Annotated in this window: 20 protein-coding genes and 1 tRNA gene; 7 read left to right on the top strand and 14 right to left on the bottom strand. The window is 65.2% G+C overall.

The genetic code is table 11. The annotated features are described in order from the left end of the window. Positions 1 to 18: 18 nt before the first annotated feature. The 7 genes from ACMGT0_RS11440 to ACMGT0_RS11410 all read right to left on the bottom strand — a co-directional run bounded on the left by ACMGT0_RS11440 (position 19) and on the right by ACMGT0_RS11410 (position 8,036). A complete protein-coding gene (locus ACMGT0_RS11440; RefSeq protein WP_416772625.1) occupies positions 19 to 1,071 on the bottom strand; it encodes a WD40/YVTN/BNR-like repeat-containing protein in 1,053 nt (350 codons plus the stop codon). A gap of 437 nt (positions 1,072 to 1,508) precedes the next feature. Further along, positions 1,509 to 4,166, bottom strand: coding sequence for an aminopeptidase N (pepN, locus tag ACMGT0_RS11435; protein ID WP_416772623.1), 2,658 nt, complete (start codon positions 4,164 to 4,166; stop codon positions 1,509 to 1,511). 12 nt (positions 4,167 to 4,178) lie between these two features. Beyond that, positions 4,179 to 5,009 (bottom strand): DUF2797 domain-containing protein, encoded by an 831-nt coding sequence (locus ACMGT0_RS11430; RefSeq protein WP_416772621.1) that lies wholly within the window; start codon positions 5,007 to 5,009, stop codon positions 4,179 to 4,181. Next, positions 5,006 to 5,266 (bottom strand): YeaC family protein, encoded by a 261-nt coding sequence (locus ACMGT0_RS11425; protein ID WP_054059175.1) that lies wholly within the window; start codon positions 5,264 to 5,266, stop codon positions 5,006 to 5,008. Before ACMGT0_RS11425 ends, ACMGT0_RS11430 begins: the two co-directional genes overlap by 4 nt. Before the next feature lie 33 nt (positions 5,267 to 5,299). After that, entirely contained in the window at positions 5,300 to 6,178 is an 879-nt protein-coding gene (locus ACMGT0_RS11420; RefSeq protein WP_416772619.1) for a rhomboid family intramembrane serine protease, read from the bottom strand. After that, positions 6,175 to 7,149: a metallophosphoesterase gene (locus tag ACMGT0_RS11415; protein ID WP_416773463.1), complete on the bottom strand. Its 975-nt coding sequence runs from the start codon at positions 7,147 to 7,149 to the stop codon at positions 6,175 to 6,177. The genes ACMGT0_RS11420 and ACMGT0_RS11415 overlap by 4 nt, the downstream gene beginning before the upstream one ends. Continuing rightward, positions 7,146 to 8,036 carry an NAD(+) kinase gene (locus ACMGT0_RS11410; RefSeq protein ID WP_054063812.1) on the bottom strand — a complete coding sequence of 297 codons (891 nt, stop codon included), beginning with the start codon at positions 8,034 to 8,036 and terminating at the stop codon, positions 7,146 to 7,148. The genes ACMGT0_RS11415 and ACMGT0_RS11410 overlap by 4 nt, the downstream gene beginning before the upstream one ends. 106 nt (positions 8,037 to 8,142) lie before the next feature. Here ACMGT0_RS11410 and ACMGT0_RS11405 point away from each other — a divergent pair, with 106 nt between their 5' ends. Next, a complete protein-coding gene (locus ACMGT0_RS11405; protein WP_054063813.1) occupies positions 8,143 to 9,093 on the top strand; it encodes a DUF1853 family protein in 951 nt (316 codons plus the stop codon). A gap of 16 nt (positions 9,094 to 9,109) precedes the next feature. On the opposite strand, the gene ACMGT0_RS11400 is transcribed toward ACMGT0_RS11405, so the two are convergent. After that, positions 9,110 to 10,393 (bottom strand): arsenic transporter, encoded by a 1,284-nt coding sequence (locus ACMGT0_RS11400; protein WP_054061558.1) that lies wholly within the window; start codon positions 10,391 to 10,393, stop codon positions 9,110 to 9,112. Between the two features lie 286 nt (positions 10,394 to 10,679). On the opposite strand from ACMGT0_RS11400, the gene ACMGT0_RS11395 reads away from it, so the two are divergent. Then, positions 10,680 to 11,231 (top strand): cytochrome b, encoded by a 552-nt coding sequence (locus ACMGT0_RS11395; RefSeq protein ID WP_054061559.1) that lies wholly within the window; start codon positions 10,680 to 10,682, stop codon positions 11,229 to 11,231. Between the two features lie 181 nt (positions 11,232 to 11,412). On the opposite strand, the gene ACMGT0_RS11390 is transcribed toward ACMGT0_RS11395, so the two are convergent. Then, on the bottom strand, positions 11,413 to 12,330 hold the full coding sequence (locus tag ACMGT0_RS11390; protein WP_416772616.1) for a 1-aminocyclopropane-1-carboxylate deaminase/D-cysteine desulfhydrase: 918 nt from the start codon (positions 12,328 to 12,330) through the stop codon (positions 11,413 to 11,415). A gap of 82 nt (positions 12,331 to 12,412) precedes the next feature. Further along, the gene (locus tag ACMGT0_RS11385) at positions 12,413 to 14,449 is read right to left on the bottom strand and encodes an NADPH-dependent 2,4-dienoyl-CoA reductase (protein WP_054061327.1); all 2,037 of its coding nucleotides are present in this window, start codon (positions 14,447 to 14,449) and stop codon (positions 12,413 to 12,415) included. A 209-nt stretch (positions 14,450 to 14,658) separates the two neighbouring features. Here ACMGT0_RS11385 and ACMGT0_RS11380 point away from each other — a divergent pair, with 209 nt between their 5' ends. The 3 genes from ACMGT0_RS11380 to ACMGT0_RS11370 all read left to right on the top strand — a co-directional run bounded on the left by ACMGT0_RS11380 (position 14,659) and on the right by ACMGT0_RS11370 (position 18,222). Beyond that, entirely contained in the window at positions 14,659 to 15,798 is a 1,140-nt protein-coding gene (locus tag ACMGT0_RS11380) for a nitrilase-related carbon-nitrogen hydrolase (protein ID WP_054061328.1), read from the top strand. Next, positions 15,795 to 16,835, top strand: coding sequence for an AraC family transcriptional regulator (locus ACMGT0_RS11375; RefSeq protein ID WP_416772614.1), 1,041 nt, complete (start codon positions 15,795 to 15,797; stop codon positions 16,833 to 16,835). Before ACMGT0_RS11380 ends, ACMGT0_RS11375 begins: the two co-directional genes overlap by 4 nt. A gap of 349 nt (positions 16,836 to 17,184) precedes the next feature. After that, on the top strand, positions 17,185 to 18,222 hold the full coding sequence (locus ACMGT0_RS11370) for a transketolase-like TK C-terminal-containing protein (protein WP_416772612.1): 1,038 nt from the start codon (positions 17,185 to 17,187) through the stop codon (positions 18,220 to 18,222). Between the two features lie 63 nt (positions 18,223 to 18,285). Here the strand turns inward: ACMGT0_RS11370 and ACMGT0_RS11365 are convergent, their stop codons facing one another. After that, positions 18,286 to 18,756 carry a MarR family winged helix-turn-helix transcriptional regulator gene (locus ACMGT0_RS11365; RefSeq protein ID WP_054061442.1) on the bottom strand — a complete coding sequence of 157 codons (471 nt, stop codon included), beginning with the start codon at positions 18,754 to 18,756 and terminating at the stop codon, positions 18,286 to 18,288. A 175-nt stretch (positions 18,757 to 18,931) separates the two neighbouring features. Here ACMGT0_RS11365 and aceE point away from each other — a divergent pair, with 175 nt between their 5' ends. After that, complete coding sequence (aceE, locus tag ACMGT0_RS11360) at positions 18,932 to 21,610, top strand: pyruvate dehydrogenase (acetyl-transferring), homodimeric type (RefSeq protein WP_416772609.1); 2,679 nt, start codon at positions 18,932 to 18,934, stop codon at positions 21,608 to 21,610. A 9-nt stretch (positions 21,611 to 21,619) separates the two neighbouring features. On the opposite strand, the gene ACMGT0_RS11355 is transcribed toward aceE, so the two are convergent. Further along, positions 21,620 to 22,528, bottom strand: a complete 909-nt coding sequence (locus ACMGT0_RS11355; protein ID WP_273820522.1) for a DUF2242 domain-containing protein — start codon at positions 22,526 to 22,528, stop codon at positions 21,620 to 21,622. A gap of 84 nt (positions 22,529 to 22,612) precedes the next feature. Continuing rightward, complete coding sequence (locus ACMGT0_RS11350) at positions 22,613 to 23,512, bottom strand: LysR family transcriptional regulator (RefSeq protein WP_054063819.1); 900 nt, start codon at positions 23,510 to 23,512, stop codon at positions 22,613 to 22,615. Between the two features lie 124 nt (positions 23,513 to 23,636). Between ACMGT0_RS11350 and ACMGT0_RS11345 the strand changes: the two genes are divergently transcribed. Further along, positions 23,637 to 24,830 carry an MFS transporter gene (locus ACMGT0_RS11345; RefSeq protein WP_416772607.1) on the top strand — a complete coding sequence of 398 codons (1,194 nt, stop codon included), beginning with the start codon at positions 23,637 to 23,639 and terminating at the stop codon, positions 24,828 to 24,830. Positions 24,831 to 24,924: 94 nt separating this feature from the next. Here the strand turns inward: ACMGT0_RS11345 and ACMGT0_RS11340 are convergent. Continuing rightward, positions 24,925 to 25,001: transfer RNA gene (locus tag ACMGT0_RS11340), tRNA-Asp, on the bottom strand. Positions 25,002 to 25,038 lie beyond the last annotated feature (37 nt).

Here is a 25,038-nt window from a genome sequence, read left to right as displayed (position 1 = left end):
AAACTCCCCGCCTTCTTGTTATTTGCCCTGCTCACTGCCGGTTGGCGAGGCGACATGGGCGCCCCCCTGGCCGACCAGGATCAGGTTGCCGTTGCCGGCCGTGGTGACCGCCGATAGGGAAATGCGGTCGGGACGATTGAAGACACTGAAGGTCACGCCGTCATCGGTGCTGCGGATCACACTGCCACCATTGCCGACGATCACCAGCGAACCGTCGGCCAGCAGGGCGCCGCCGGACAGACCGAACTCCAGCGCCCCGCGGGCGGCCTTGAGTTCGACCGGCTCCCAGTTGGAGCCGAAATCGCTGGAACGATAGAGGTTGCCGCGCAGGCCGTAGGCCAGCAGGGTGCTCGGCTCGGCGGTACCGAGCACGCCGAACAGCGAGCCCTGGTAGGGACCGTCGAGGCGTTCCCAGGTCTGGCCCCAGTCGGCCGAGCGGAACATGCTGCCCTGCTCGCCGACGATGAACAGGCCGGAGTCCTTGACCGCGGCGATGGCGTTGAGGTGGTACTGGTCTTCGTTGTCGAGGCGGTCGCTGGCATCTTCCCAGTGCTGGCCGCCATCAGTGGTTTCGAGCAGGGCCCCATAGGCGCCGACGGCGAAACCGGTGTTGGCATCCTTGAACCAGACGTCCAGCAATGGCGCTTCGCGCTTGAGGTCTTCGAACTGCTTGCTCCAGGTGGCACCGCCGTCGTTGCTGGCGAGGATCTGCGCATCGTGGCCGACGGCCCAGCCGTGCTTGTCGTCGACGAAATAGACCGCCGTGAGCAGTTGTCGGGTCGGCACCCGGGCCTGGGTCCAGGTCGTGCCCTGGTCATCGGAAAACAGGATATGCCCGCGATCCCCCACGGCGACCAGGCGGGCACCGGCGTGGACCACGTCGAGCAACAGGCCCTTGGCGGCCTTGGAGGATTCGATGGAGTAGACGCCGTCGGCCGTGCCGGCCTCGGCGGCGCAAAGCGAACCGGCCGGCAGCCCCAGCCCGGACAGAGAGAGCATCGAGGTCAGCAAGACCGCACGCCGCCAGCTCGGCGGACGACGGGAACCCGTACTCTTCACAGGCTCATTCATAGACCTTTTCCCCCTTATTATTGTTAGGTCATCCAACCCTTCAGGGCGCCTTCGAGGACGTTTTCAGCACTGCCGATCGTCTGAAACCGGCAATCTAGAGCCCCTTCCAAGGCTGGAACTATCCTATCGGGCTTTGGAATCGTCTGACAATCGACGCCACGTTATCTTTTGTTAACCCGGGGGTATCGCGGGGGGACATGAATATCGGGGCATCAGGAGGGATGATGAACAAGGACTACGGATGATGCTTCACACGCTCTGCCTGGGAGCACAGCCGTGATGCTGTGCGTCACAAGAGCGGACGCCGAGCGTCCGGGGAGGCATTCCCACGCGGAGCGCGGGAACGATCACAGGCCAGGGGAACAGGATTCATCCGCGAAGGGGCCTTCCGAGCGCTAAAGGCTTCGCGGATAAATCCTGCTCCCACCCGGTACGGGTTAGGCCAGGCTCTTGCTGACCACCTCGAAGACGTCCGCCGACAGCTCGCCCGAAGCACGGATACGCTCCAGCTCGGCCTTCATCAACGCCTGGCGGGCCTTGTCGTATTTGCGCCAGCGGGTCAGCGGCGCCAGCTGGCGCGAGGCGATCTGCGGGTTCAGCGCGTTGAGCTGGATCACGATGTCCGCCAGGAAGCGATAGCCGGAACCGTCCGCCGCATGGAAGTTGACCAGGTTCTGCCCGGCGAACGCACCGATCAGCGCACGCACCTTGTTCGGGTTGCGCAGGGTGAACGCCGGGTGCTCCATGAGTGCCCTGACGCGCTCCAGGCCACCGGGCAGCGTGCTGCCGGCCTGCACGCTGAACCACTGGTCCATGACCAGCGGGTTGTCCTTGAAGTGCTCGGCGAACACCGCCAGGGCCTTGGCTTTCTCCTCCTCGAACGGCGAATTCACCAGCACCGCCAGGGCGGTCAGGCGTTCGGTCATGTTGTCGGCGGCGTCGAACTGCTCCAGGGTCGCGGCCAGTACCTGCGGCTGGCCACTGAGCATCAGGTAGGACAGCGCGATGTTCTGCAGCGCACGACGGGCGAAATGCTCGTTCTCGGCGATGTAGGCGGTGTTCCTCGATACCTCGCGGTTGGCCTGGTAACGCTGCCACAGGCTGTCGAACAGTTGCTCGGCCAGTTGCCGGCGGGCAAATTCGCGGGCCGCGTGAATCGAGTCGACCTCAGCCACTTCGCTGATCTCGGTGAGGTAGGCTTCGCTCGGTAGCGACAGCATCTCGGCGACCATCGCCGGGTCCAGTTGCTCGTTGGCCAGTACACTGCGCAGGGCCACGACCAGGCGCTGGTCGAGCACCAGTTCCTCGCCCTTGCGGTGCTGCCCGATCAGGTCCTGCAGCACCTGCACCGACAGTTGCTGGCCGGCATCCCAGCGGTTGAAACCGTCGCTGTCGTGCTGCATCAGGAACATCAACTGATCGCGGTCGTAGGGGAAGCTCAGCCTGACCGGGGCCGAGAAGCCGCGCAGCAGCGACGGCAACGGCTTGGCGGCAATGCCGACGAAGGTGAAGGTCTGCTCGGCTTCGCTCACCGAGAGCACGCGACTGGTGGCCCCCGGCACCGCCTCACCCGCCAGTTGCAGAGCGATCTCGGCGCCCTGGGCATCCAGCAGGCCCAGCTCCACGGGTATCACGAACGGCAGTTTTTCCTGCTTGTCCGGTGTCTGCGGGCAGCTCTGGCGGAAGGTCAGGCTGTAGGTCTGCGCCTGCGCATCGTAGCTGTCGCTGACCGCCAGGCGCGGGGTGCCGGCCTGGCTGTACCAGCGCTTGAACTGGGTCAGGTCGACACCGTTGGCGTCCTCCATGGCCTTGACGAAGTCGTCGCAGGTCACCGCCTGGCCGTCGTGGCGCTCGAAGTACAGGTCGCTGCCCTTGCGGAAGCCTTCGGCACCGAGCAGGGTGTGGATCATGCCGACCACTTCAGAGCCCTTCTCGTAGACGGTCAGGGTGTAGAAGTTGGAAATCTCGATGAAGCTGTCCGGCCGCACCGCGTGGGCCATCGGGCCGGCGTCCTCGGCGAACTGGTGGGTGCGCAGGTAGGCGACGTCCTGGATGCGCTTGACCGTACGCGAGTTCATGTCCGAGGAGAACCCGGCATCGCGGAACACGGTGAAACCTTCCTTGAGCGACAGCTGGAACCAGTCGCGGCAGGTCACGCGGTTGCCCGACCAGTTGTGGAAGTATTCGTGGGCGACGATCGCCTCGACCCGCTGGTGCGCGGCGTCGGTGGCGGTTTCGGCACGGGCCAGCACAGCGCTGGAGTTGAAGATGTTGAGGCCCTTGTTCTCCATCGCGCCCATGTTGAAGTCGTTGACCGCGACGATCATGAAGATGTCCAGGTCGTACTCGCGGCCATAGACCTCCTCGTCCCAGCGCATGGACTTCTTCAGGCTGTTCATGGCGTGCTGGCACTTGTCGATGTTTTCCGGTTCGACATAGATGCGCAGCGCGACATTGCGCCCGGTCATGGTGGTGAAGCTGTCCTCGACGCACCACAGGTCACCGGCCACCAGCGCGAACAGGTAGGCTGGCTTCATGAACGGGTCTTCCCAGGTCGCCCAGTGCCGTCCGTCTTCCTGCGGGCCGCTGCCGACCGGGTTGCCGTTGGACAGCAACACCGGGTACTGGTGCTGCTCGGCAATCACCGTGGTGGTGAATTTGCTCATCACGTCCGGGCGATCGAGGTAGTAGGTGATCTTGCGGAAACCCTCGGCTTCGCACTGGGTGCAGAACATGCCGCTGGACTTGTACAGGCCTTCCAGGGCGGTGTTGCTCTCCGGGTGGATCTTCACGCTGGTATCGACGGTGAAACGCTCACTCGCCGGTTGCAGGGTCAGGTGATTGTCGTCCAGCTGGTAGTCCGCGGCGCCCAGCTCGCGGTCGTCCAGGCTGACCGACAGCAGTTCGAGCAACTGGCCATCGAGCACCAGCGGCGGCAGGCCCGCCCCGCGTACCGGGTTGCGGCGCATCAGCAGTTGCGCATGGACCAGGGTATGGTCCTCGAACAACTCGAAGGTCAGGTGCGTCTCGTCTATCAGGTACTCGGGGGCCTGATAGTCCTTCAGATAGATCATCTTCGGCTGTTCGGTGCGCATGGGTGCGTCCTTTTACTGATGCACGGCGAGCTGGTAGGCCGTGTATTTACGGATATTGATCACGCCGGTATCGAAGATCAGGTATTGGCCCTTGATCCCCATCAGCGTGCCTTCGGCAATCGGGTTCTTGTCCAGGTTGAAGCTGACGATCTTGGTCGGGTAGGCCTCGATCGGGTAACGGATTTCCAGTGGCTCGACGTCCTGCACCGGCTGGATCGCCTGCAGGCCGAAACGCTCCTGCAGGGCCAGCAGGCCCTCGGCGCAGAACTCGAAGAGCTGGTCGCGCACCTGGCGCAGGTCCACCGCCGGCGCATCGCCCTTGAGCAAGGCGCGCCAGTTGGTCTTGTCGGCCACCTGACTGCGAAACAGGTCCTCGACGAAGCCGGACTGCTGGCGGGTCGCCACGCGCATGATCGGCAACGCCTGGCTGGCGCCCTGGTCGAGCCAGCGGGTCGGCAACTGGGTGGCCCGGGTGATGCCGACCTTGATCCCCGACGAGTTGGCCAGGTAGACCACGTGGTCGGTCATGCAGAACTGCTCGCCCCAGGCCGGCTCGCGGCAGGTGCCGGCGTCATAGTGGCAGCGTTCCGGGCTCATGATGCAGGTGTCGCACTGCGCCAGTTGGGTCATGCACGGGTAGCAGTAGCCCTGGCTGAAGCTGGTCTTGGTCTTGCGCCCGCAGTGGCTGCAGTGAATGGCGCCGAGGAACTCCAGGCGCAGCTTCTGGCCGATCAGCGGATTGACCGGCACCTCGCTGTCGCCCAGGCGGAATGTATATTGCACGGTCGACGCGTCCAGACGCGTCGCCATCTTGCTGACTGCACCACGGCCGAGCTCGATCAATGGATGGCATCCGACTTGAACAGGATGTTCGGAATCGGCGCCGACTTCGACGCGCACTCCTGCGGGCCCATGTAGCCGGTGCGTTCCTCTTCCGGCAGGTTCTGGGTTTCCCAGGCGATCATCGCCTGCAACGACAGCTCCCGCTGTTCGGTGGTGAGCTTGCGGCCGTCGGACCATTTGCCGATTTCCACCGCCAGTTTCAGGCTCTGGTAGATATCGGGGGTGATGTTTTCAATCATTTCGATGAAAGAGGACATTGAAAGTCTCCAGACTTTTTCAAGACATTCGAATCAGGCGGCCAGTTTACGCCGGGACCACAGCCCACCCAACAGACCGGTGAAACATCCGATGAGCAGTCCACCGACGTGGGCGCCGTTGGCGATCTCGCCGAAACCGATGAGAGAGATCACTCCGGACAGGCACACCAGCAACCAGATCAGCATCATCGCCAGCACCCCGCGGGGCAGCCGGTAGACCGGGTTGGGCGCCAGCCACTGGTAGATCCAGCAATGCCCGAGCAGGCCGTAGAGCACACCGGACAGGCCGCCGAACAGGGTCGGGCCACTGACGTAGTATTGGGCGAAGTTCGACACCAGGCTGAACAGCAGGGTCAACCCCAGCAGGTTGATGCCGCCCTGGCGCAGTTCGATGCGCTTGCCCAGTTCCCAGTACCACATACCGTTCATGGCGCTGTGCAGGAAACCGAAGTGCAGCAGCATCGGCGTCACCAGGCGCCACCACTGCCCCGCCGCCAGGCCATCGTCCAGGGGGGTGAACTGGATGTATTCGCCGCTCACGCGAAAATCGAGAAAGGTGAACCAGTGCAGCGTCGCCAGGCTGTCGCCCAGCCAGGTGATCGCACCGACCACCAGGGTCAGCAACAGCACCAGTGCGGTGACCGGGCTGTGGCGCACCTGTTGGGCCAGGCTCGGCCGAACGGGCGCCTGCGCCACGGGCAGTGACGGCACCTCCAGTTGATTGTGCGGATCGCCGTCGGGGAAGCGCTGATAAAGCGCCAGCACATCGGCACTGACCGACTCCGGCACCCACAGCACCTGCTCCCCGCGTTCCTCGTTGACCCGATGCGGCACCTGCAGGCGCTGCAGCAATTGCACGAAGCCGCTGAGGTCGGTGCCCAGTGGCAGGCGCAGGACAGCGGTGGCGGTCATTTCGGAACCTCGGGGCGTTCGACGTCGACCCAGACGAACTTGTTCGGGTCGAGTCGGGTTTCCTGGTCCAGCCGATAGGCCGCCAGCTTGCCGTAGAGCACCGCGCTGTAGTCCAGGCAGGCCAGGTTGGGACGGATCGGCATCGGCCGGCCACTGCGCCAGTAGTGACCGACGAACAGCATCGGTTCCTCCAGGCCGTAGCGCAGCAAGGCGCTCTTCTCCCGCGGCGACAGCGGCTTGCGCGCCACCTGCTCGGGCAGGGCGTCGGGCTGGAAGACGATGTCGCCGTAGGTCTGCGGATCGTCCTCCCAGAATTTGGTGCGGAAGAACGCGCGGGTCAGGCCGTCGCCACCGGTCAGGGTCAGGCCGTCCGGCAGGCGCATGTCGGTGCCGCGCAGCAGGCGATCGAACACGGTGCAGGCAAAGCTGCCGGACACCGCCGACGCCTGGACGAAGTGCTCGTCGATGCGGCCGTGCGGATACTGCGCGCGCAGCGGCTCGATCAGCCCGCCATCCCAGCAGGCATGGACGACGCGGAAACGTCCGGCATCGAGAAACAGCGGCAACTCATAGAACCAGCCGAGGAAATCGTGCCAGTCGGCCGGGTGCCCCTCGAACTGGGTCAGGGTCTCGTGCAGCAGGCGCGCGTGGCGCGGCGTGTGCTCACGGACGAAGTGCTTGCCACTCTCCGGCGGCGCCGGCGTGGTCCAGCCCAGGGCGTTGAACTCGTGGTTGCCCATGATGCACAGCGCCTGCCCGGCCTCGACCATGTCGTGGACGATGTGCAACGCCTCGCGAATGCGCGGGCCGCGGTCGATGATATCGCCGAGGAACACCGCCATGCGCGAGGCATGCCGCCAGACACCGCCCAGCTTGTGATAGCCGAGCATGTCCAGCAGATGTTCGAGAGTATGAGCGCAACCGTGCACATCACCGATCAGATCGTAGCCACGTGCGGGATCGAGCATCAGTCGCCTCCACCACCCAACCGGCTGCCCCAGCCGAGCTTGGTCCTGCAGACTTCGTAATAGTTGTGATCCAGCGGGTGGATCAGGCGCAGTTTCTGCGGCTTCTTGCTGATGGTCACCGTATCACCCGGCGCGCAGGTGAAATGGTTCTGGCCGTCGCAGGAGACTTGTGGGTAGATCTGCATGTCCCGGGATACCACGATTTTCAGTTCGCTGTTGCCATCCACCACGATGGGGCGGCTGGACAAGGTATGGGGGTACATCGGCACGATCACAATGGCATCGAGCTTGGGATGCATGATCGGGCCGCCGGCCGACAGCGCGTAGGCGGTGGAACCGGTGGGGGTGGCGACGATCAGGCCGTCGGCCTTCTGGCTGCAGACGAACTGGCCGTCGATGTACAGCTCGAACTCGATCATCCGCGTCGACTTGCCGGGGTGCAGCACTACATCGTTGAGCGCATCGCCCTGGCCGATGGCTTCCGCGTGGCGGCGCACTTCGGCTTGCAGCAGGAAGCGGTTCTCCACCAGATAGTGGCCGTCGAGGACCTTGGCCACCTCGACCTCGAGGTCGTCCGGACGGATATCGGTGAGAAAGCCCAGGTTGCCGCGGTTGATCCCCAGCACCGGCACGTTGTGCCGCGCCAGCGCGCGGGCGGCGCCCAGCAGGCTGCCGTCGCCGCCGACGACGATGACCATGTCGCAGACCTCGCCGAGCATCTTCCGGGAAGACGTCTGCAGGCCGTGGCCCGGCAGCACTTCGGCGATGGTGTCCTCGAGGATCACATGCATGTGCCGCTCGAGCAGGAAACGCTTGAGACGGCGAACGGTATCCAGCACCTGCGAACTGCCCAGGCGGCCAATGATGCCGATATTGCGAAATTGCTCCATGGGGCTCCTGAAAAAGGTTCTGCGGCAGGCAAAAGAACGATTATGGGCGAAACCCGGTCCGAGACAAAATCCTTTCAGCCTCGAAGCAAACGGCTATGCTCGCAGAATGATCCTGTTTCCCGGCTTGCTCAACCTTCCCCGGCAGTTGCGCCACCCCGAAGTGCGCGACCTGGCCTGGGTCATCCTGGCGCCGCCGATGCTCCTCGACACGCCCTGGCCCCAGCGCCACCCGCTGGCCGGCAGCGACTGGGTGCAGTCGCCCGCACAGCTGGAACACTGGCTGCGCGAACTGGATCGCGACAGTGCCGGGCTGCAGCACTGGCTGGCCCAGGCCACCACCCGGCGACTGGGGCTGTACTATGAGCGGCTCTGGCAGTTCGCCGTGCGCCACGCACCGGGTATCGAACTGATCGGCGCCAACCTGCCGATCCGCCGCGAAGGCCATACCCTGGGCGAACTCGACCTGCTGCTGCGCGACCGCGACGGCGTGCATCATCTGGAGCTGGCGATCAAGCTCTACCTGGGGCCGCAACAAGGCCGTGGCGAAGCGCCGGAGCGCTGGCTCGGCCCCGGCTGCCATGACCGCCTGGACCGCAAGCTGGCACACCTGAGCGAGCACCAGTTGCCGATCTCCGCCCGCCCGGAAAGCCGCGAAGCGCTGGCGGCGCTGGGAGTCGGGCACTTCAGTGCACAGCTGTGGCTCGGCGGTTATCTGCTGTATCCGTGGCCCGGCAATTCGTGTCCGCCGCGCGGGGTGCATCCACAGCATCTGCACGGGCGTTGGCTGCATCAGCGCGACTGGGCGGACTTTCGCGTGCAGAGCCCGCCAGGGCGCTGGCAGCCGCTGCCGCGCCACGCCTGGCTGGCTCCGGCGCACTACGGCGAGGAGCAGGCCTGGACCGAAGAGCGGCTGGATGACTGGCTGGACCAACTTGCACCCCAGGCGCCGGCGCAACTGCTGGTACGCCTGACCCGCAATGGCGCGGGGGACTGGGAGGAAGCCGAGCGGCTGTTCCTGGTGGCCGATCTGTGGCCGAACGTGCCGGGGTCGGTTTGAGGGCCCTCGCGGCGATCTACACGGACAAGCGCAGGGCCAGCGCCGCCAGGGTCACCAGCAGCACCGGCAAGGTCAGCACGATCCCGACCCTGAAGTAGTACCCCCAGCCGATGCGAATATCCTTGCGCTCCAGCACATGCAGCCAGAGCAGGGTCGCCAGGCTGCCGATCGGGGTGATCTTCGGCCCCAGGTCGCTGCCGATGACGTTGGCATAGATCATCGCATCCTTGACCACCCCGCCGGCATGGCTGGCGTCGATGGACAGCGCGCCGATCAGCACGGTCGGCAGGTTGTTCATGATCGACGACAGAAACGCGGTCAGCAGCCCGGTCCCCATGGCCGCGCCCCAGACCCCGTGCTCGGCGAAACGGTCGAGCCAGCCGGCGAGATAGCCGGTCAACCCGGCATTGCGCAGGCCATACACCACCAGGTACATGCCCAGGGAGAAAATCACGATCTGCCACGGAGCCTCGCGCAACACCTTGCGCGTGGAGATCCGGTGGCCACGGGCGGCGATCCCCAGCAGCAGCGCGGCGCAGACCGCCGAAATGGCGCTGATGGGAATGCCAAGCGGCTCGAGGGCGAAACAGCCGACCAGCAGGATACCCAGCACCCACCAGCCGGCAATGAAGGTTGCCCGATCGTGGATCGCGCTGGTCGGAGCCTCCAGTTGCTCGGGGTCGTATCGCGCCGGAATGTCACGGCGGAAAAACACCATCAGCACCAGCAGCGTCGCCGCCACGCTGACCAGGTTCACCGGCACCATGACCGCCGCATAGGCGTTGAAACCGATGTGGAAATAGTCCGCCGAAACGATATTCACCAGGTTCGACACCACCAGCGGCAGGCTGGCGGTGTCGGCGATGAAGCCGGCGGCCATGACGAAGGCCAGGGTCGCCGCCTTGGAGAAACGCAACGCCAGCAGCATGGCGATGACGATCGGGGTGAGGATCAACGCCGCGCCATCGTTGGCGAACAACGCCGAGACCAGCGCCCCCAGCAGGACGAAGGCGGCGAACAGGCGGCGTCCGCTGCCCTGCCCCCAGCGGGCGACATGCAACGCCGCCCAGGCGAAAAAGCCGGCCTCGTCGAGCAGCAGGCTGATGATGATCAGGGCGATGAAGGTCGCGGTGGCATTCCAGATGATTTGCCAGACCAGCGGGATATCGCTGAGTTGGACCACTCCACTGAGCAGGGCCAGCAGCGCACCGAGCATGGCGCTCCAGCCCACGCCGAGCCCCTTGGGCTGCCAGATCACCAGGGTAATGGTCAGCAGGAAAATCAGTACGGCTATCAGCATGAAAAACAGGGTCCGTGGGTTCGGCGGGAGATTCGTGGAGGACGGTTCAGCAAACAGAGTGCCGGACCGGGGAGATAATTCCGCAGGCAGGCGATAAAACACCATCGCCTCTTCACGGGCAAGCCCGTGAAGGGAGCCGCAGGGAGAAAGTCATTTTCATTCACGAAACTTCACAACGCCCCTGCCAATCTGCCTCAGGCAAAGGGCACGAAAGCGTATTAGAGTGTAGGAACGACTCCGCCGCTCAAGAACGGAGCGTCACGCCCTGATGAGTGAGGAACAATCCATGCCCTGGAAGAACACCGACAGCCGCTACAGCAGCATGTCGATCGCCCTGCACTGGTTGATGCTGGTGCTACTGGTCATTGTCTATGGCTGCATCGAGTTTCGCGGCCAGTTTCCCAAAGGCAGTGGTGGCCGGGCGCTGATCGTCGAATTCCACTACATGCTCGGGCTGACCGTGTTCGCCCTGGTCTGGCTGCGGCTGGTGGCCCGGGCCATCGGCGTGGCGCCGAAGATCGTACCGAACCCGCCGACCTGGCAAAGGCTGCTGTCGAAGCTGATGCACATCGCGCTGTACCTGTTCATGATCGCCACGCCGCTGCTCGGCTGGCTGGTGGTCAGCGGCCTGGGTCACCAGGTGATGTTCTATGGCATCGACCTGCCGACCCTGATCGCCGAGAATCGCCCGCTGGCCAAGGAAATCAAGGGCTGGCACGAACTGGCCGGCACCCTGGGCTACTGGTTGATCGGTTTGCACGCCCTGGCCGGGCTCTATCACCACTATGTGGTGCGCGATAACACCCTGGTGCGGATCATCCCCGGCCGCCCATCCTGAGGCACCGCGCCGGCGGCCGAGAGTGGGCCATGCATGGCCCGCCCTGAACAGGCCCCATGCCGAATTCGTGGCCCACACGCACCTGTAGGAGCCCGGCTTGCCGGCGAAGGGGCCCTTCGATCGCCAGGAGGCTGGCAAGCCAGGCGCCTGCGGGTTCGCATGGCCCGTGGAGGGCGTGCCGCTACAGGATCAGACCCCGGCGGCCCTGCAGGCCACCGGTATGTACGAAGACCAATCGCGTACCCGCAGCGAAGCGTGCGGCCTCCACCTGTTCCCGCAAGGCCAGCAGGGCCTTGCCTGTGTACAGGCACTCCAGCGGCACGCCGCCTTGTCGCTCGCTCTCGGCGACAAAGGCCTGCAGGTGCGGGTCGACCCTGGCGAAACCGCCACGGCAGGCATCGACCAGTTCGTAGCCGCTGTCCGCCACGCCGGCCTCGTCGAGGATCTTCGTCATCGAGGGCGCGACACCGTGGTCTGCCGGTACCGCCAGTGCGGCATGGACCCCTCGCCGGCCCGCCTCGGCCAGCACCAGTCCGGCGGCGGTGGTGCCGGTTCCGGCCGCCAGCCACCAGCCGTGGAAGTCATCCCAGCCGAGCCTTGGCAACTGTGCCTCGACCATGGCGGGCAGCACCGTGCAACCGCGCGCGCCCGCCAGTCCGCCGCCGCCCTCGGGCACCCCATGCAGGTGGGGGTAACGGCTGCGCCAGGGCGACCAGAAGTCCGGCGCATGGCGCTTGCGATAACCCTCATAGCCGAGCCAGTGCAACTCCATGCCAAAGGCCTGGAGATCGAGCACCGTCGGGGTTTCGACTGGATGACCACGCAGCAGCCCGACGGTGGCAAAGCCCAAGCGCTTGCCGGCGGCGGCCAGGGCGTGCAGGTGGTTGGAGTGGGCGCCCCCCAGGCTGATCAGGCCTGTGGCATTGACCTGGCGGGCGGCGGCAATGTGCTCGGTGAGCTTGAACCACTTGTTGCCGCTGATCAGGGGATCGATCAGGTCCAGGCGCAGGACCGCCACCTCGACGCCGGCCCGGGCGAGCCAGTCGAGGTGAAGGGGTTCAAGTGGCGCGTGGGGACGCCAGTCGGGCGGAGGCAACATCGGGGGACCGCAACCTGGAAAACGGCGCCCAGTCTATCAAACTGCCCCCCCCTCTGAAGTCAATTGCGGGACACGGCCGGGATCAGAGTTCGGCGGCCAGGCGCGAACCCTGGTTGATCGCCCGCTTGGCATCCAGTTCGGCCGCAACATCCGCACCACCGACCAGATGCACGTTCTGCCCTGCTGCCACCAGGCCTTCCTGCAGCTCGCGCAGCGGGTCCTGACCGGCACAGATGACCACGTTGTCCACCGGCAGCACCTGCGGCTCGCCCTCGCCGATACGGATATGCAGGCCTTCGTCATCGATCTTCAGGTACTCGACGCTGTTGAGCATCTGCACCCGCTTGTTCTTCAGCCCGGTGCGATGAATCCAGCCGGTGGTCTTGCCCAGGCCATCACCGACCTTGGAGGCCTTGCGCTGCAACAGGAACACCTGGCGCGCCGGCGCATGGACCTCCGGCTTGATCCCGGCGATGCCGCCCCGTGCCTCGAGCCCGGTGTCGATCCCCCACTCGTGCCAGAACGCCTGGCGATCCTGGCTGGTGGCAACGCCCTGGTGCACGAGGAACTCCGAGACGTCGAAGCCGATGCCACCGGCGCCGATCACCGCCACCTTGTCGCCCACCGGCTTGCGCCCGAGCAGCACGTCCAGGTAGCTCAGCACCTTGGCATGCTCGACGCCCGGAATGGCCGGCACCCGCGGGCTGATGCCGGTCGCGAGGATGATCTCGTCATAACCGCCGGCCACCAGTTGCGCGACGTCCACGCGGGTGTCCAGGCACAGTTCGACATGGGTGGTCTGCAGCTTGCGCTTGAAGTAGCGCAGGGTTTCGTAGAACTCCTCCTTGCCGGGCACGCGCTTGGCGACGTTGAACTGGCCGCCGATTTCGCCGGCCGCATCGAACAGCGTCACCTGGTGCCCACGTTCGGCCGCCACGGTGGCCGCCGCCAGGCCGGCCGGGCCGGCGCCGACCACGGCGATCTTCTTGATCTGCCTGACCGGCAGGTAGTTCAGCTCGGTCTCATGGCAGGCCCGCGGATTGACCAGGCACGAGGTCAGTTTGCCGCCAAAGGTGTGGTCCAGGCAGGCCTGGTTGCAGCCGATGCAGGTGTTGATCTCGTCGGCACGCCCGGCGGCGGCCTTGTTGACGAAGTCCGGGTCGGCCAGAAATGGCCGGGCCATCGACACCATGTCGGCATCGCCCTCGGCCAGCACCTGCTCGGCGACTTCCGGGGTATTGATGCGGTTGGTGGTGATCAGCGGGATCGACACCGAGCCGCGCAGCTTGGCCGTGACCTTGGTGAACGCGGCACGCGGGACCTTGGTGGCAATGGTCGGGATCCGCGCCTCGTGCCAGCCGATCCCGGTATTGATGAGCGTCGCACCGGCACCTTCGATGGCCTTGGCCAGTTGCACGATCTCGTCCCAGGTGCTGCCGCCTTCCACCAGGTCGAGCATCGACAGGCGGAAGATGATGATGAAATCGGTACCGACCGCCTCGCGCACCCGCCGCACGATTTCCACCGGCAGGCGCATGCGGTTCTCGTAGCTGCCGCCCCAGCGGTCGGTGCGGTGGTTGGTATGGGCCGCCAGGAACTGGTTGATGAAGTAGCCTTCCGACCCCATGATCTCGACGCCGTCGTAACCGGCGGACTGCGCCAGGCTCGAGCAGGTGACGAAATCGGCGATCTGCTTCTCGATGCCCGCCTCATCCAGTTCCCTGGGCTTGAAGGGGTTGATCGGTGCCTGGATCGCGCTCGGCGCCACCTGTTTCGGGCTGTAGGCATAACGCCCGGCGTGAAGGATCTGCATGCAGATCTTGCCGCCCGCCTCGTGCACCGCGCGGGTGACGATGCGGTGCTGCTCCGCCTCCTCGCGGGTGGTCAGCCGGGCCGCCCCGGAGTAGACCCCACCCTCCTCGTTCGGCGCGATGCCGCCGGTGACCATCAGGCCGACACCGCCACGGGCGCGTTCGGCGAAATAGGCCGCCATGCGCTCGAAACCACCGGGTTTTTCCTCAAGGCCGGTGTGCATGGACCCCATCAGGGTGCGGTTGCGCAGGGTGGTGAAACCCAGGTCGAGCGGGGCCAGCAGGTGCGGGTACGAAGTGGCGGTCATGGCAAACTCCAGGACAGGCTAGATCACGGAATGCGGGGGCTCTGCGGCTCCCGTCTGATGTATGACTGGCACATTAAAGAGCCGTCGAGGGCGGCTCAATGATCGAAACTGACAAGTTATTGATCCAAATGCGCAGTCCTGCTTGGCAACTGCCGCCATCAGCCCTACCCTAGTCGATGAATTCCGCCCACGGCCGCCAGCTTTACCCCATGCGCAAATTTTTCGTCGGTACCCTTCTCGTGGCCCTGATCGCCGCACTGACCAGCTACGGCCTCTGGACCAGGCAACGCAGCAGCGGCCACTACCTGTCCGACCTGCGTATCCGGCTCACGCTGAACCAGGGCGTGCCCGGCGAGCATGGCAACCTGCTGGGCATCCAGCCGGAACTGTTCCCCAGCGACTACCAGAGCCTGCCTCGCCTGCACCGCAAGCTCGCCGCCTACCTGCAACAGGCGCGCAGCCTGGGCCTGCTCAACGCCAGGACCGTGGTGGTATTGCCCGAGCATGTCGGTACCTGGCTGGTGCTGCGTGGAGAAAAGGACGACCTGTTCCAGGCCCTCGACCAGCAGGAAGCCATGAACTGGCTGATGGTCAGCAACCCGCTGAAATTCACTGGCACGCTGTTCAAGGCCAAGGGCCGCAGCCGCCCGGACGATGCCCGGCTGCGCATGAAGGCCAAGGCCATGGCCAGCGACTACCAGGCGCTGTTCGGCGGCCTGGCGAAGGAATTCGGGGTGACCCTGGTGGCCGGCACCATCCTGCTGCCCACTCCGTTCGTCGAGCAGGGCACGCTGAAATTCGGTCGCGGCTCGCTGTACAACGCCAGCCTGACCTTCGGCGCCGATGGCCTGCCCCTCGGCCAGCCACAACGCCAGCTGTACCCGACCTTCGAACAGCGCGGCTACGTGCTGGGCGCCGCCGACCAGGGGATGAACGTCGTCGACACCCCGGCCGGCCGCCTGGGCATTCTCATCGGCAGCGACAGCTGGTACCCGAACGCCTACAGCCAGCTCGACGCCCTGGGGGTCAAGCTGATCGCGGTACCGGCCTATGTCGCCGGCAAGGGTAGCTGGGACCGGCCCTGGCGTGGTTTCAGAAGTGCCGTCACCCCGCCCGAGATCAGCCTGCGCCCCGGTGAACTCAGCGAGGGCGAGGCCTGGCACCGCCTGACCCTGATCGGTCGGCCCGCGGCCAGCCAGTCCATCGCCGGCATCAGTGTGTTCCTGCGTGGGCAGCTCTGGGACCAGCGCAGCTCGGGGCAGAGTTTCATCAGCTATAACGGACAGACCTTCACCCAGGACGACGCTGCCGGTCGCGGCGCCCGCCTGATCAACCTGTGGTTGCCATGAAGCCGGTCGCCATGCGCCTCGGCGACCTGTCGGTGGGCTTCGTCCACAGCCTCGCCGACGCGGTGCGCGAGCTGGGTCGCGACCCCGGCGAGTTGCTGGAACAATATGGCCTGGACCCGGCCCGCCTGGCCGAGCCCGGTGCCCGGCTGTCGATCCCGCGCTACATGCGTCTGGGTCACGCCGCCATCCAGCTCACCGGCAACCCGGCACTGGGCCTGCACATGGGTCGCCTGAGCCGCCTGAGCCAGGCCGGCCTGGCCGGCATCACCGCGGCCCAGGCGCCGACCGTGCGCGAGGCGGCCCGCACCCTCACCCGTTTCGAACCGCTCTACGGTTCCAACTACCGCGGCCAGTCGAGTTTCCACGAGGATGCCGAGGGTGCCTGGCTGCGTTTCTATTCCATCAGCCCGTACAACGCCTATAACCGCTTCGTGGTCGACTCGATCATCGCCGGCTGGCTGAAACAGCTGTCCAGCGTCGCCGGCCAGCCCTTGCGGGCCGCACGGATCGACATTGAATTCGGCGCCCCCGACTACGCCGTCGAGTACCACCTGCTTGGCGAGTGCCCGCTGCAGTTCGGCGCCGACATCAACCAGCTACGCCTGGACCAGGCCAGCCTCGGCCTGCGCAATCCGGAACATTGCCCGAGCACCTGGCGACAGCTGCTGCAACTGTGCGAACGGGAACTGGAGCAATTGACCCGCACCCGCAGCCTGCGTGAACGCATCACCCGGTTGCTGGGGCCGTTGCTCAATGGTGGCCGGGAACCCGACCTGGAAGAAGTGGCGGCACGCCTGAAGCTGCCGACCTGGACCTTGCGGCGCAAGCTGGCCGAGGAAGGCACGCAATTTCGCGCGATTCTCAACGATACCCGCCGCGACCTGGCGATGACCTACATCCGCGATACGGAACTGGCCTTTGGCGAAATCGCCTACCTGCTCGGCTTTGCCTCGGCCGAAGCCTTTCAGCGTGCCTTCAAGCGCTGGAACGGCCAGACGCCCGGCGAGTTCCGCCGCAGCCAGCGACATTCCGCCTGAGCAAAAAAAACGCCACCGTTTACAGCTCGGTAGCGTCGTCTGCCGGTTCGACAGGGTCCATCTCGAAAGCGTGGAATTCCAGCAGTTCTTCTTGATAGTCATCCATTGTGAAGCTCCTTGTATTCGCAGGTAAAAGCGCTTGTATTACCGACCCGCCGGGCCAGCATAAGTTGCCCGTATGAAGAAAAAATGAAGCGCTCCCTTACCAGACGAACTCCTCCCTGAAAAAACTAGCAGATGGGTCAGGTTTTTTTCCAGTCATTTTTCATTCATGACACACTTGATTGCATTTGCAATCAAGTGCACAACTGCCTTAAGGTAGAAGGCCCTCCTCCAGGCAGCCCCGAACATGAATGCACTACCCAGCACCACCGAGACCGCCCGTGCCTGTATCGAGGCATTGCAGGCCCTGCCCCAGGTCGGCGGCTCGCCACTGTCCAGCGTGCTGGAGATCGCCGACCGGCTGGAGCATGACCTCGCCGTACCGCAGCGGGCCTGGGTGATCCGCAACCACCGACACCCCGCGGCGACACCGTCGTCCCGGATCAGCGCCTGGTCGATCCGCTTTTCCCGCCAGCACGCTGAAAGGCCCCTGCTGTACCTGCTCAGTGTGGAGCATTCCGCCGGGCTCTGCGCGGTGGCCGAGGAAACCCGGCAGCGCGGCATCTTCTGCAACGATATCGAGACCCTGCCCTCGCGCTGGCCCAAGGGCGCGCAGCCTTCGCTGCCGTTGTGGCTGGCGGGCAATCCGCGCTGCCAGCCGTTCGATCCGGCGTCTGCGGCCGAGGCCAGGGCGATCGTGCTCGGCGCCCTGCAACGACTGTATGTCGAGGGGGATCCGGGTTTCTACTACCTGGCATTGCATGATCGCGAACAGGGGTCGGCGCTGACACCAGAGCAGGCACGGGATGCGTTCAACGGCATGTATTGCCTGGGCGAACGGCATTCTGCGCAGATCCGCCTGCTTGGCGCGGGTCGCGCACTTGAAGAAGTGTTGGCGGCCGCCCGCCTGCTGGAGCAGGACTGGGGCGTGATGGCACAGGTCTGGAGTTGCCCCAGCTATACCCGCCTGGCTCGCGATGCCAGTCGTGCCGAGCGCTGGAACCGCCTGCACCCGAGCGCCCGGAAGCGGCGCTCGCACCTGGCGGACTGCCTGGGAGACAGCAAGGCTCCGGTGATTGCGGTGACCGGTTATCCGCAGACCGTGGTTGCGCCGTTGGCCGGGCCTATCGGCGTGCGCTTCGTTGGGCTCGGCGCGGGATCGGTCGGGCCGGGGGCGCCGGATCGATACTGGATCACCGCCCTGGCCCTGGGGGCGCTGGCGGATGAGCGTCAGATTCCGGCGCAGGTCGTCAGGCAGGCGCACGAGCGTTACAGGCTTGAGTGAAGGCCGCGACCATGTACTCGATACTGTGGGAGCCGGAAGCAGTCAAAGGACCGGCGGGATCTCTCAGGCCTTGCCGCGCTTGCGCGACGCGCTACCGGCACTGCGCGCCAGCTCGGCGGTACGCTCCAGCGCATCGGCAAAGCCACGGCGCTGACCATCGTCGAGTTGCGACAGAAACAACTCGGCCACCGCCTCCTCGTAGATCGCCCACATGCGTTTGCGCAGCACCCGACCCGACTCGGTAATCGATGCCAGGGCCCCACGCCCATCGCCCTCGGAACGCGAGCGCTGCACCAGGCCATCCTTCTCCAGCCGGTCGACCAGCCGCGTAAGGTTGTAGCGCTCGATGGCCATGACATCCGCCAGTTCATGCATCCGCCGGCTGCCATCCGGGCCGCTCTCCAGCCCCCACAGGGCGTCGTACCAGGCATAGGGCGGCAGCCCGGCCTCGGCCAGGCGCCGCTCTATCTCACGGATGACCGTGCGGTGAGCCCGGACAAAGCGAAACCATACATCGGGCTCGTTGGAAGCCATGAATACCCTCCGGGGAAATCAGGAAGGTTGCAATGGTAGCGCATGACGGGATAAATTCGGACATGTAGTTGCAATTGCAATCATTTACGGCGACAGCGCGACACCACCCACCCGGTTCGAGCGTCACCTGCGCGCCGCCATCACGCTGCCCATCGGCAGCCTCCAGGAGCCCGGCATGACTCACCCCAACGCCCTGATTCTCGACGACGACCCACAGGAAACCCGCGAGTGGCTCGAATCGATCGAGTCCGTCCTGTCCACCGAGGGTCGCCCTCGCGCGCACTACCTGATCGACCAGTTGCTGGATTTCGATGTCAACCGTCATGGCGACTTCCACGGTCGGGTCACCACCCCCTACGTCAACACCATCAGCCCCGAGCGGCAGAAACCCTACCCCGGCAACCTGGCCATCGAGCGCCGGCTGAACGCCTACATCCGCTGGAACGCGATGGCCATGGTGCTGCGCGCCGGCAAGCATTCGGGCGTAGGCGGCCATATCGCCACCTACGCTTCGGCGGCGGTGCTGTACGACGTCGGCTTCGATCACTTCTTCCGTGGCCGCACCGACAGCTTCGACGGCGACCTGATCTATATCCAGGGCCACTCTTCGCCAGGCATCTATGGCCGTGCCTACCTCGAAGGCCGGATCAGCGAAGCCCAGCTCGACAACTTCCGCCGCGAAGTCGGTGGCGACGGCCTGTCGAGCTATCCGCACCCGCGGCTGATGCCGGACTTCTGGCAGTTCCCCACCGTGTCCATGGGGCTCGGCCCGATCACTGCGGCCTACCAGGCGCGTTTCATGCGCTACCTGGAATATCGCGACCTCAAGCCGCACCAGGGGCGCAAGGTCTGGGCCTTCCTCGGCGATGGCGAGATGGACCAGCCGGAATCCCTGGCGGCGATCTCCCTGGCCGGGCGGGAAAAGCTCGACAACCTGATTTTCGTCGTCAACTGCAACCTGCAGCGCCTGGATGGCCCGGTACGCGGCAACGCCAAGGTGATCCAGGAATTCGAAAGCCTGTACCGCGCTGCCGGCTGGAACGTGATCAAGGTGATCTGGGGCAGCGGCTGGGATGCACTGCTGGAGAAGGACCGCAGCGGCCTGCTGCGCCAGCGCATGATGGAATGCGTGGACGGCGAGTACCAGAACTACAAGTCGCAGGACGGCGCCTATGTGCGCGAACACTTCTTCGGCAAGTACCCGGCACTGCTGGAACTGGTGGCCGACCTGAGCGACGACGATATCTGGAAACTCTCCCGTGGCGGCCACGACCCGGAGAAGGTCTACAACGCCTACGCCGCCGCGATGCGCCACAGCGGCCAGCCGACGGTGATCCTCGCCAAGACGGTCAAGGGCTTCGGCATGGGTGAAGCCGGTGAAGGCCAGAACATCAACCATCAGTTGAAGAAAATGGACCTGGACGCGGTCAAGGCCTTTCGCGACCGCTTTGGCCTGGAGGTCTCGGACGAACAACTGGCCGAGGAAATCCCCTACCTCAAGCCGCCGGTCGACAGCGAGGAAGCCCGCTACTTCGCCGCCCGCCGGCAGCAGCTCGGCGGTTACCTGCCGGCCCGCAGTTCGCGGTGCGCAAGCCTGCCGATTCCGCCGCTGGACAGTTTCGAGGCGCAGTTGAAAGGCACCGGCGAACGCGCGATCTCCACCACCATGGCCTTCGTGCGCATCCTCGGCACCCTGCTCAAGGACCGGCAGATCGGCAGGCTGGTGGTACCGATCGTGCCGGACGAGTCACGCACCTTCGGCATGGAAAGCCTGTTCCGCCAGATCGGCATCCACTCGGCCGTAGGCCAGCTCTACACCCCGCAGGATGCCGGGCAGTTGAGCTATTACAAGGAAAGTCGCGACGGCCAGATTCTCCAGGAAGGCCTCAACGAGTCCGGCGGCATTTCCTCGTGGATCGCCGCCAGCACGTCCTACAGCAACCACGGCCTGATGACCGTGCCGTTCTACATCTACTACTCAATGTTCGGTTTCCAGCGGGTCGGCGACCTGGCCTGGGCCGCCGGTGATGCCCGGGCGCGCGGTTTCCTGCTCGGCGCCACCTCGGGCCGCACCACGCTGATGGGCGAAGGCCTGCAGCACGACGACGGCCACAGCCACGTGCTGTCCGCGACGATTCCCTGCTGCGTCTCCTATGACCCGACCTTCGCCTTCGAGCTGGCGGTGATCATCCGCGAAGGCATGCGGCGCATGTACGTCGAGCAGGAAGATATCTACTACTACATCACCCTGCTCAACGAGAACTACCCGCACCCGGCGATGCCCGAGGGCATCGAGGACGGCATTCTAAAGGGGCTCTACCTGCTCGAACGTGGCGCCGAACCGGTCGACGGGCAGCCCCGCGTGCAGTTGATGGGCAGCGGTTCGATCCTGCGCGAAGTGCTCGCCGCGGCCCAGTTGCTGCGCAGCGATTTCGGCGTGACCTGCGATGTATGGAGCGCCACCAGCCTGACCGAGCTACGACGCGAAGGGCATGCGGTGGAACGCTGGAACCTGCTGCACCCGCAGGAGGAACCGCGCAGCAGCTACGTGGAAAGCTGCCTGGGCGGGCACGAGGGGCCGCTGGTGGTGGCGACGGACTACATGAAGATCTTCGCCGACCAGATTCGCCCGTTCGTCAACGACCGACGTTTCGTCGCCCTGGGCACCGACGGTTTCGGCCAGTCGGATACCCGCGAGGCCCTGCGGCAGTTCTTCGAGGTGGATCGCCACTTCATCGTTCTCGCTGCGCTCAAGGCCCTGGCCGATGACGGGCAGGTTCCGCGCAGCAGCGTGGCGCAGGCTATCAGCCGCTACGGAATCGAGGTCGACAAACCCGATCCCGCGGCGATCTGAAGCGACGCCTCACTGGGCCGGCGCAGCCGGCTCGGTGGTGGCCGGCGTGGTGGCCGGAGCGGACTCGGTGGCCGGCGGCGTCGTTGCCGGCTGGGCCGGTTTTTCATTGGCCGGTGCAGATTCGGCTGGGGCTGCCGGTGTGGCAGGCGCGGCTTCCGGCAGCGGCTTGATCTGCTCTGGAACGGCTGGAGCGGTCAAGGCAGGCGCGGCGGGGCTTGGCTCTACATGGGCAGGTTCTGCATGAGCCGGTGCCGCTTGAGCCGGTGCCGCATGGGCCGGCTCGGCCGCCTTGGCCGGTTCCGGCGCCGCTTCAGGCCGGGTCGCCGCGGCACTCTCCGGCACGCCGAGATCGGCCTTGGGTTTCTCGTCGGTGTGCTGCTCCTTCTTCACCTCGGGCGGCAGGAACAGCTCCACCAGGTTGAAGAAGCGGTCATAGAAAGTCGCCGAGGACACCGTCTCACTGGCCACCTTGACCATCGAATCATCCGTCGAGCCGATCGGCATCGACACCGAACCCAGCACGCCCACACCCAGGCTCGCCGAGTTGTTGAGCTTCTTCAGCGCGTAACGGTCCTGCAGGGCATTGGCGAACACCGTCGAACGCTTGCCACTGCTGCCATCGGCCGCACAGACGATGCTGAAACTGATCTGCAGGTGGGTATCGCCGGTCTGCTGGAAACTCTTGTTGCCGGTGATCAGCTTGGGGTCGGTGCTGGTGATGATATAGCCCTGGCTGAGCAAGGCGCGTCGGGCCGCCTCGCAGGAGGCCTTCTCGTTCACCGAGTAGTTGCGCGAGAAGGTTCCGGAATCGTCGAAATTCTCATGTTCATAAACGGCGGTCTTGGGCGAGGAGCAACCTGCGGCGCCCACCAGCACCAGGGCCAATGCCAGGGTACGCAAGTGGAATGATGTCGACATTGATAATCCTGAGTAAAACGGTCCGGGGCGTATTGTGCATCAGATCGCCATTCCAGAGCGCGCGCTTTTAGTGTCTTAAATACCTTACGACAGCGATTTTTCAGGAAAAAGACCTTCGCTCAGGTGGTCGATCAGTACCCGCAGTTTTGCAGAGGCATGACGACTTGACGGCCAGAGCATCCAGAAAGTTCCGCTGTGCTCCAGGTAATCGTCGAGCACCCGCACCAATCGTCCCTCGGCCACCGCCTCGTGGATCATGTAGTCCGGCAGGCAGGCGATCCCCAATCCTTGCTGGGCCACGTAACCCAGCACCTCGATCGGCGAGGAGATCATCAGCGTCTTCATCGCCGGCTCCGCCTCGCCCGGAGCCAAGCGCAGCGGCCAGGGTTCCAGCTTGCCGGTGGCGCAGAACTTGTGCCGCAGGCTGGCATGCCCGGCCAGGTCGGCCGGCACCCGTGGCGTGCCGTACTGGCGAAAATAGTCGGGCGCCCCCACCAGTGTCAGTTGGTAGCGCCCCAGGGCGCGGGACATCAATCGCGAGTCCTGGGGCTGGCCGGTGCGCACCACGGCATCGAAGCCCTCCTCGATCACGTCCACCATGCGATCGGACAGGTCGACTTCCAGCTCGATCTGCGGGTAACGCCGCATGAATGCCACCAGCACCGGCATCACCAGCCCGCGCGACTGCGGCAGGCTGATGCGCAGCTTGCCATGGGGCTCGCGGGTGGTGTCGATCAGTTCCTGCTCGGCGGCCTCGGCCTCGGCCAGGATGCGCCGGCTGCGTTCCAGGAACAGTGCGCCCTCGGCAGTGAGCGTGATACTGCGGGTACTGCGGTGAAACAGCCGCACACCGAGCCGGGCTTCAAGACGGGCAATGCTTTTGCCCACCGCCGAGGAGGACACCCCGAGCACTCGGCCCGCCTCGGTGAAACTGCGGGTGTCGGCAACCTGCACGAACACCGAAATACTGCCCAGGCTATCCATCGTCTGGCTCTCCAGGATTACGGACATCAACGTCCGATAAGTTTGGAACTCTAGCCTGTTTTTCTCCCTGGCGCCGTTCTCTAACCTCGCAGCCTTGTCTCGCCCATCACCGACAAGGACTCCCATGAACACACAGCGCTGTAGCGCCACCTCTTCGGCAGAAACCGACCGCCTGCCGCTTTCCGGGCTGCTGGCCCTGGCCGCGGCCGGTTTCATCACCATCCTCACCGAGGCGCTGCCGGCCGGACTGCTGCCGCAGATGAGCACTGACCTGGGCGTCAGCCAGGCGCTGGTCGGACAATTGATCACCGCCTACGCCCTCGGCTCGCTGCTCGCCGCCATTCCCCTGACCCTGCTGACCCAGGGTTGGCGGCGTCGGCCGCTATTGCTCGGCGCTGTCGCCGGCTTTGCGCTGGTCAATGCGGTCACCGCGGTGTCGAGCCACTACTGGCTGACGCTGCTCGCCCGGTGGCTGGCCGGAGTGTTTGCCGGGCTGCTGTGGGCATTGCTGGCCGGTTATGCCAGCCGCATGGTGGCCAGCCACCTGCAAGGCCGGGCAATCGCCATCGCCATGCTCGGAGCGCCCTTGGCCCTGTCCCTGGGCATTCCCCTCGGCACCTTCCTCGGCAACAGCTTCGGCTGGCGCCTGAGCTTCGCGATCATGAGCGCGATGACCCTGCTGCTGATCGGCTGGGTCCGCTGGCAGGTGCCGGACTTCGCCGGGCAGAGCGCCAACCGACGCCTGCCGCTGCTGAAGGTGGCCAGCCTGCCCGGCGTGCAGGCGGTGTTGCTGGTGACCTTCCTCTACGTGCTGGGGCACAACATCCTGTACACCTACATCGCGCCGTTCCTGGCACCGGCTGGCCTGGTCGAACGGGTTGACCAGGTCTTGCTGGTATTCGGCCTCGCCGCCCTGTTCGGCATCTGGGGGACCGGCCTGCTGATCGATCGCTGGCTGCGGCAACTGACGCTGATCAGTTGCATGCTGTTCGGCGGCTCGGCCGTGGCACTGGGATTATGGAATGCCTCGGCCATCCCGATTCATGTCGCTGTCGCGGTCTGGGGGTTGTCCTTCGGTGGCTTGCCGGCGCTGCTGCAGACCGCCCTGGCGAAAACAGCCGCAGAAGCCGCCGACATCGCGCAATCGATGCTAGTCACGGTGTGGAACCTGGCAATTGCCGGTGGCGCCATGAGTGGCGCGCTGGCGCTCAATGGACTGGGCGTGCAGGCCCTGCCGTGGATAGTGGCCGGCTTGCTGGCCGTGGCGTTACTGACGACCGCCCAGGCCCGGCGCAGTGGCTTCCCCGCCAGGGGCTGAAGCGTCGAAGGCGTTCTCGCAGGCAAAAAAAAGCCCCGATAAATCGGGGCTTCTTCTTTCGCTTCGAGGAGTTCAAGGGCCTCGAAGCCTTGTATGGCGCAGCGGACGGGACTCGAACCCGCGACCCCCGGCGTGACAGGCCGGTATTCTAACCGACTGAACTACCGCTGCGTATCGCTCGGACTTGCGTCCGTTTGAAACTTTCAAA

Origin of the sequence: Pseudomonas sp. RHF3.3-3, from assembly GCF_048069595.1 — a bacterium.
Lineage (GTDB): Bacteria > Pseudomonadota > Gammaproteobacteria > Pseudomonadales > Pseudomonadaceae > Aquipseudomonas > Aquipseudomonas fuscovaginae_B.
Note: the sequence above shows the minus strand (reverse complement) of the source record. Positions and strands in the feature narration are given on the sequence as shown.

Coding starts and splice junctions, on each gene's coding strand:
- ACMGT0_RS11440 (WP_416772625.1), bottom strand. CDS start 1,071: ATGAATGAGCCTGTGAAGAGTACGGGTTCCCGTCGTCCGCCGAGCTGG.
- pepN (WP_416772623.1), bottom strand. CDS start 4,166: ATGCGCACCGAACAGCCGAAGATGATCTATCTGAAGGACTATCAGGCC.
- ACMGT0_RS11425 (WP_054059175.1), bottom strand. CDS start 5,266: ATGTCCTCTTTCATCGAAATGATTGAAAACATCACCCCCGATATCTAC.
- ACMGT0_RS11420 (WP_416772619.1), bottom strand. CDS start 6,178: ATGACCGCCACCGCTGTCCTGCGCCTGCCACTGGGCACCGACCTCAGC.
- ACMGT0_RS11410 (WP_054063812.1), bottom strand. CDS start 8,036: ATGGAGCAATTTCGCAATATCGGCATCATTGGCCGCCTGGGCAGTTCG.
- ACMGT0_RS11405 (WP_054063813.1), top strand. CDS start 8,143: ATGATCCTGTTTCCCGGCTTGCTCAACCTTCCCCGGCAGTTGCGCCAC.
- ACMGT0_RS11400 (WP_054061558.1), bottom strand. CDS start 10,393: ATGCTGATAGCCGTACTGATTTTCCTGCTGACCATTACCCTGGTGATC.
- ACMGT0_RS11395 (WP_054061559.1), top strand. CDS start 10,680: ATGCCCTGGAAGAACACCGACAGCCGCTACAGCAGCATGTCGATCGCC.
- ACMGT0_RS11390 (WP_416772616.1), bottom strand. CDS start 12,330: ATGTTGCCTCCGCCCGACTGGCGTCCCCACGCGCCACTTGAACCCCTT.
- ACMGT0_RS11385 (WP_054061327.1), bottom strand. CDS start 14,449: ATGACCGCCACTTCGTACCCGCACCTGCTGGCCCCGCTCGACCTGGGT.
- ACMGT0_RS11380 (WP_054061328.1), top strand. CDS start 14,659: ATGCGCAAATTTTTCGTCGGTACCCTTCTCGTGGCCCTGATCGCCGCA.
- ACMGT0_RS11375 (WP_416772614.1), top strand. CDS start 15,795: ATGAAGCCGGTCGCCATGCGCCTCGGCGACCTGTCGGTGGGCTTCGTC.
- ACMGT0_RS11370 (WP_416772612.1), top strand. CDS start 17,185: ATGAATGCACTACCCAGCACCACCGAGACCGCCCGTGCCTGTATCGAG.
- ACMGT0_RS11365 (WP_054061442.1), bottom strand. CDS start 18,756: ATGGCTTCCAACGAGCCCGATGTATGGTTTCGCTTTGTCCGGGCTCAC.
- aceE (WP_416772609.1), top strand. CDS start 18,932: ATGACTCACCCCAACGCCCTGATTCTCGACGACGACCCACAGGAAACC.
- ACMGT0_RS11355 (WP_273820522.1), bottom strand. CDS start 22,528: ATGTCGACATCATTCCACTTGCGTACCCTGGCATTGGCCCTGGTGCTG.
- ACMGT0_RS11350 (WP_054063819.1), bottom strand. CDS start 23,512: ATGGATAGCCTGGGCAGTATTTCGGTGTTCGTGCAGGTTGCCGACACC.
- ACMGT0_RS11345 (WP_416772607.1), top strand. CDS start 23,637: ATGAACACACAGCGCTGTAGCGCCACCTCTTCGGCAGAAACCGACCGC.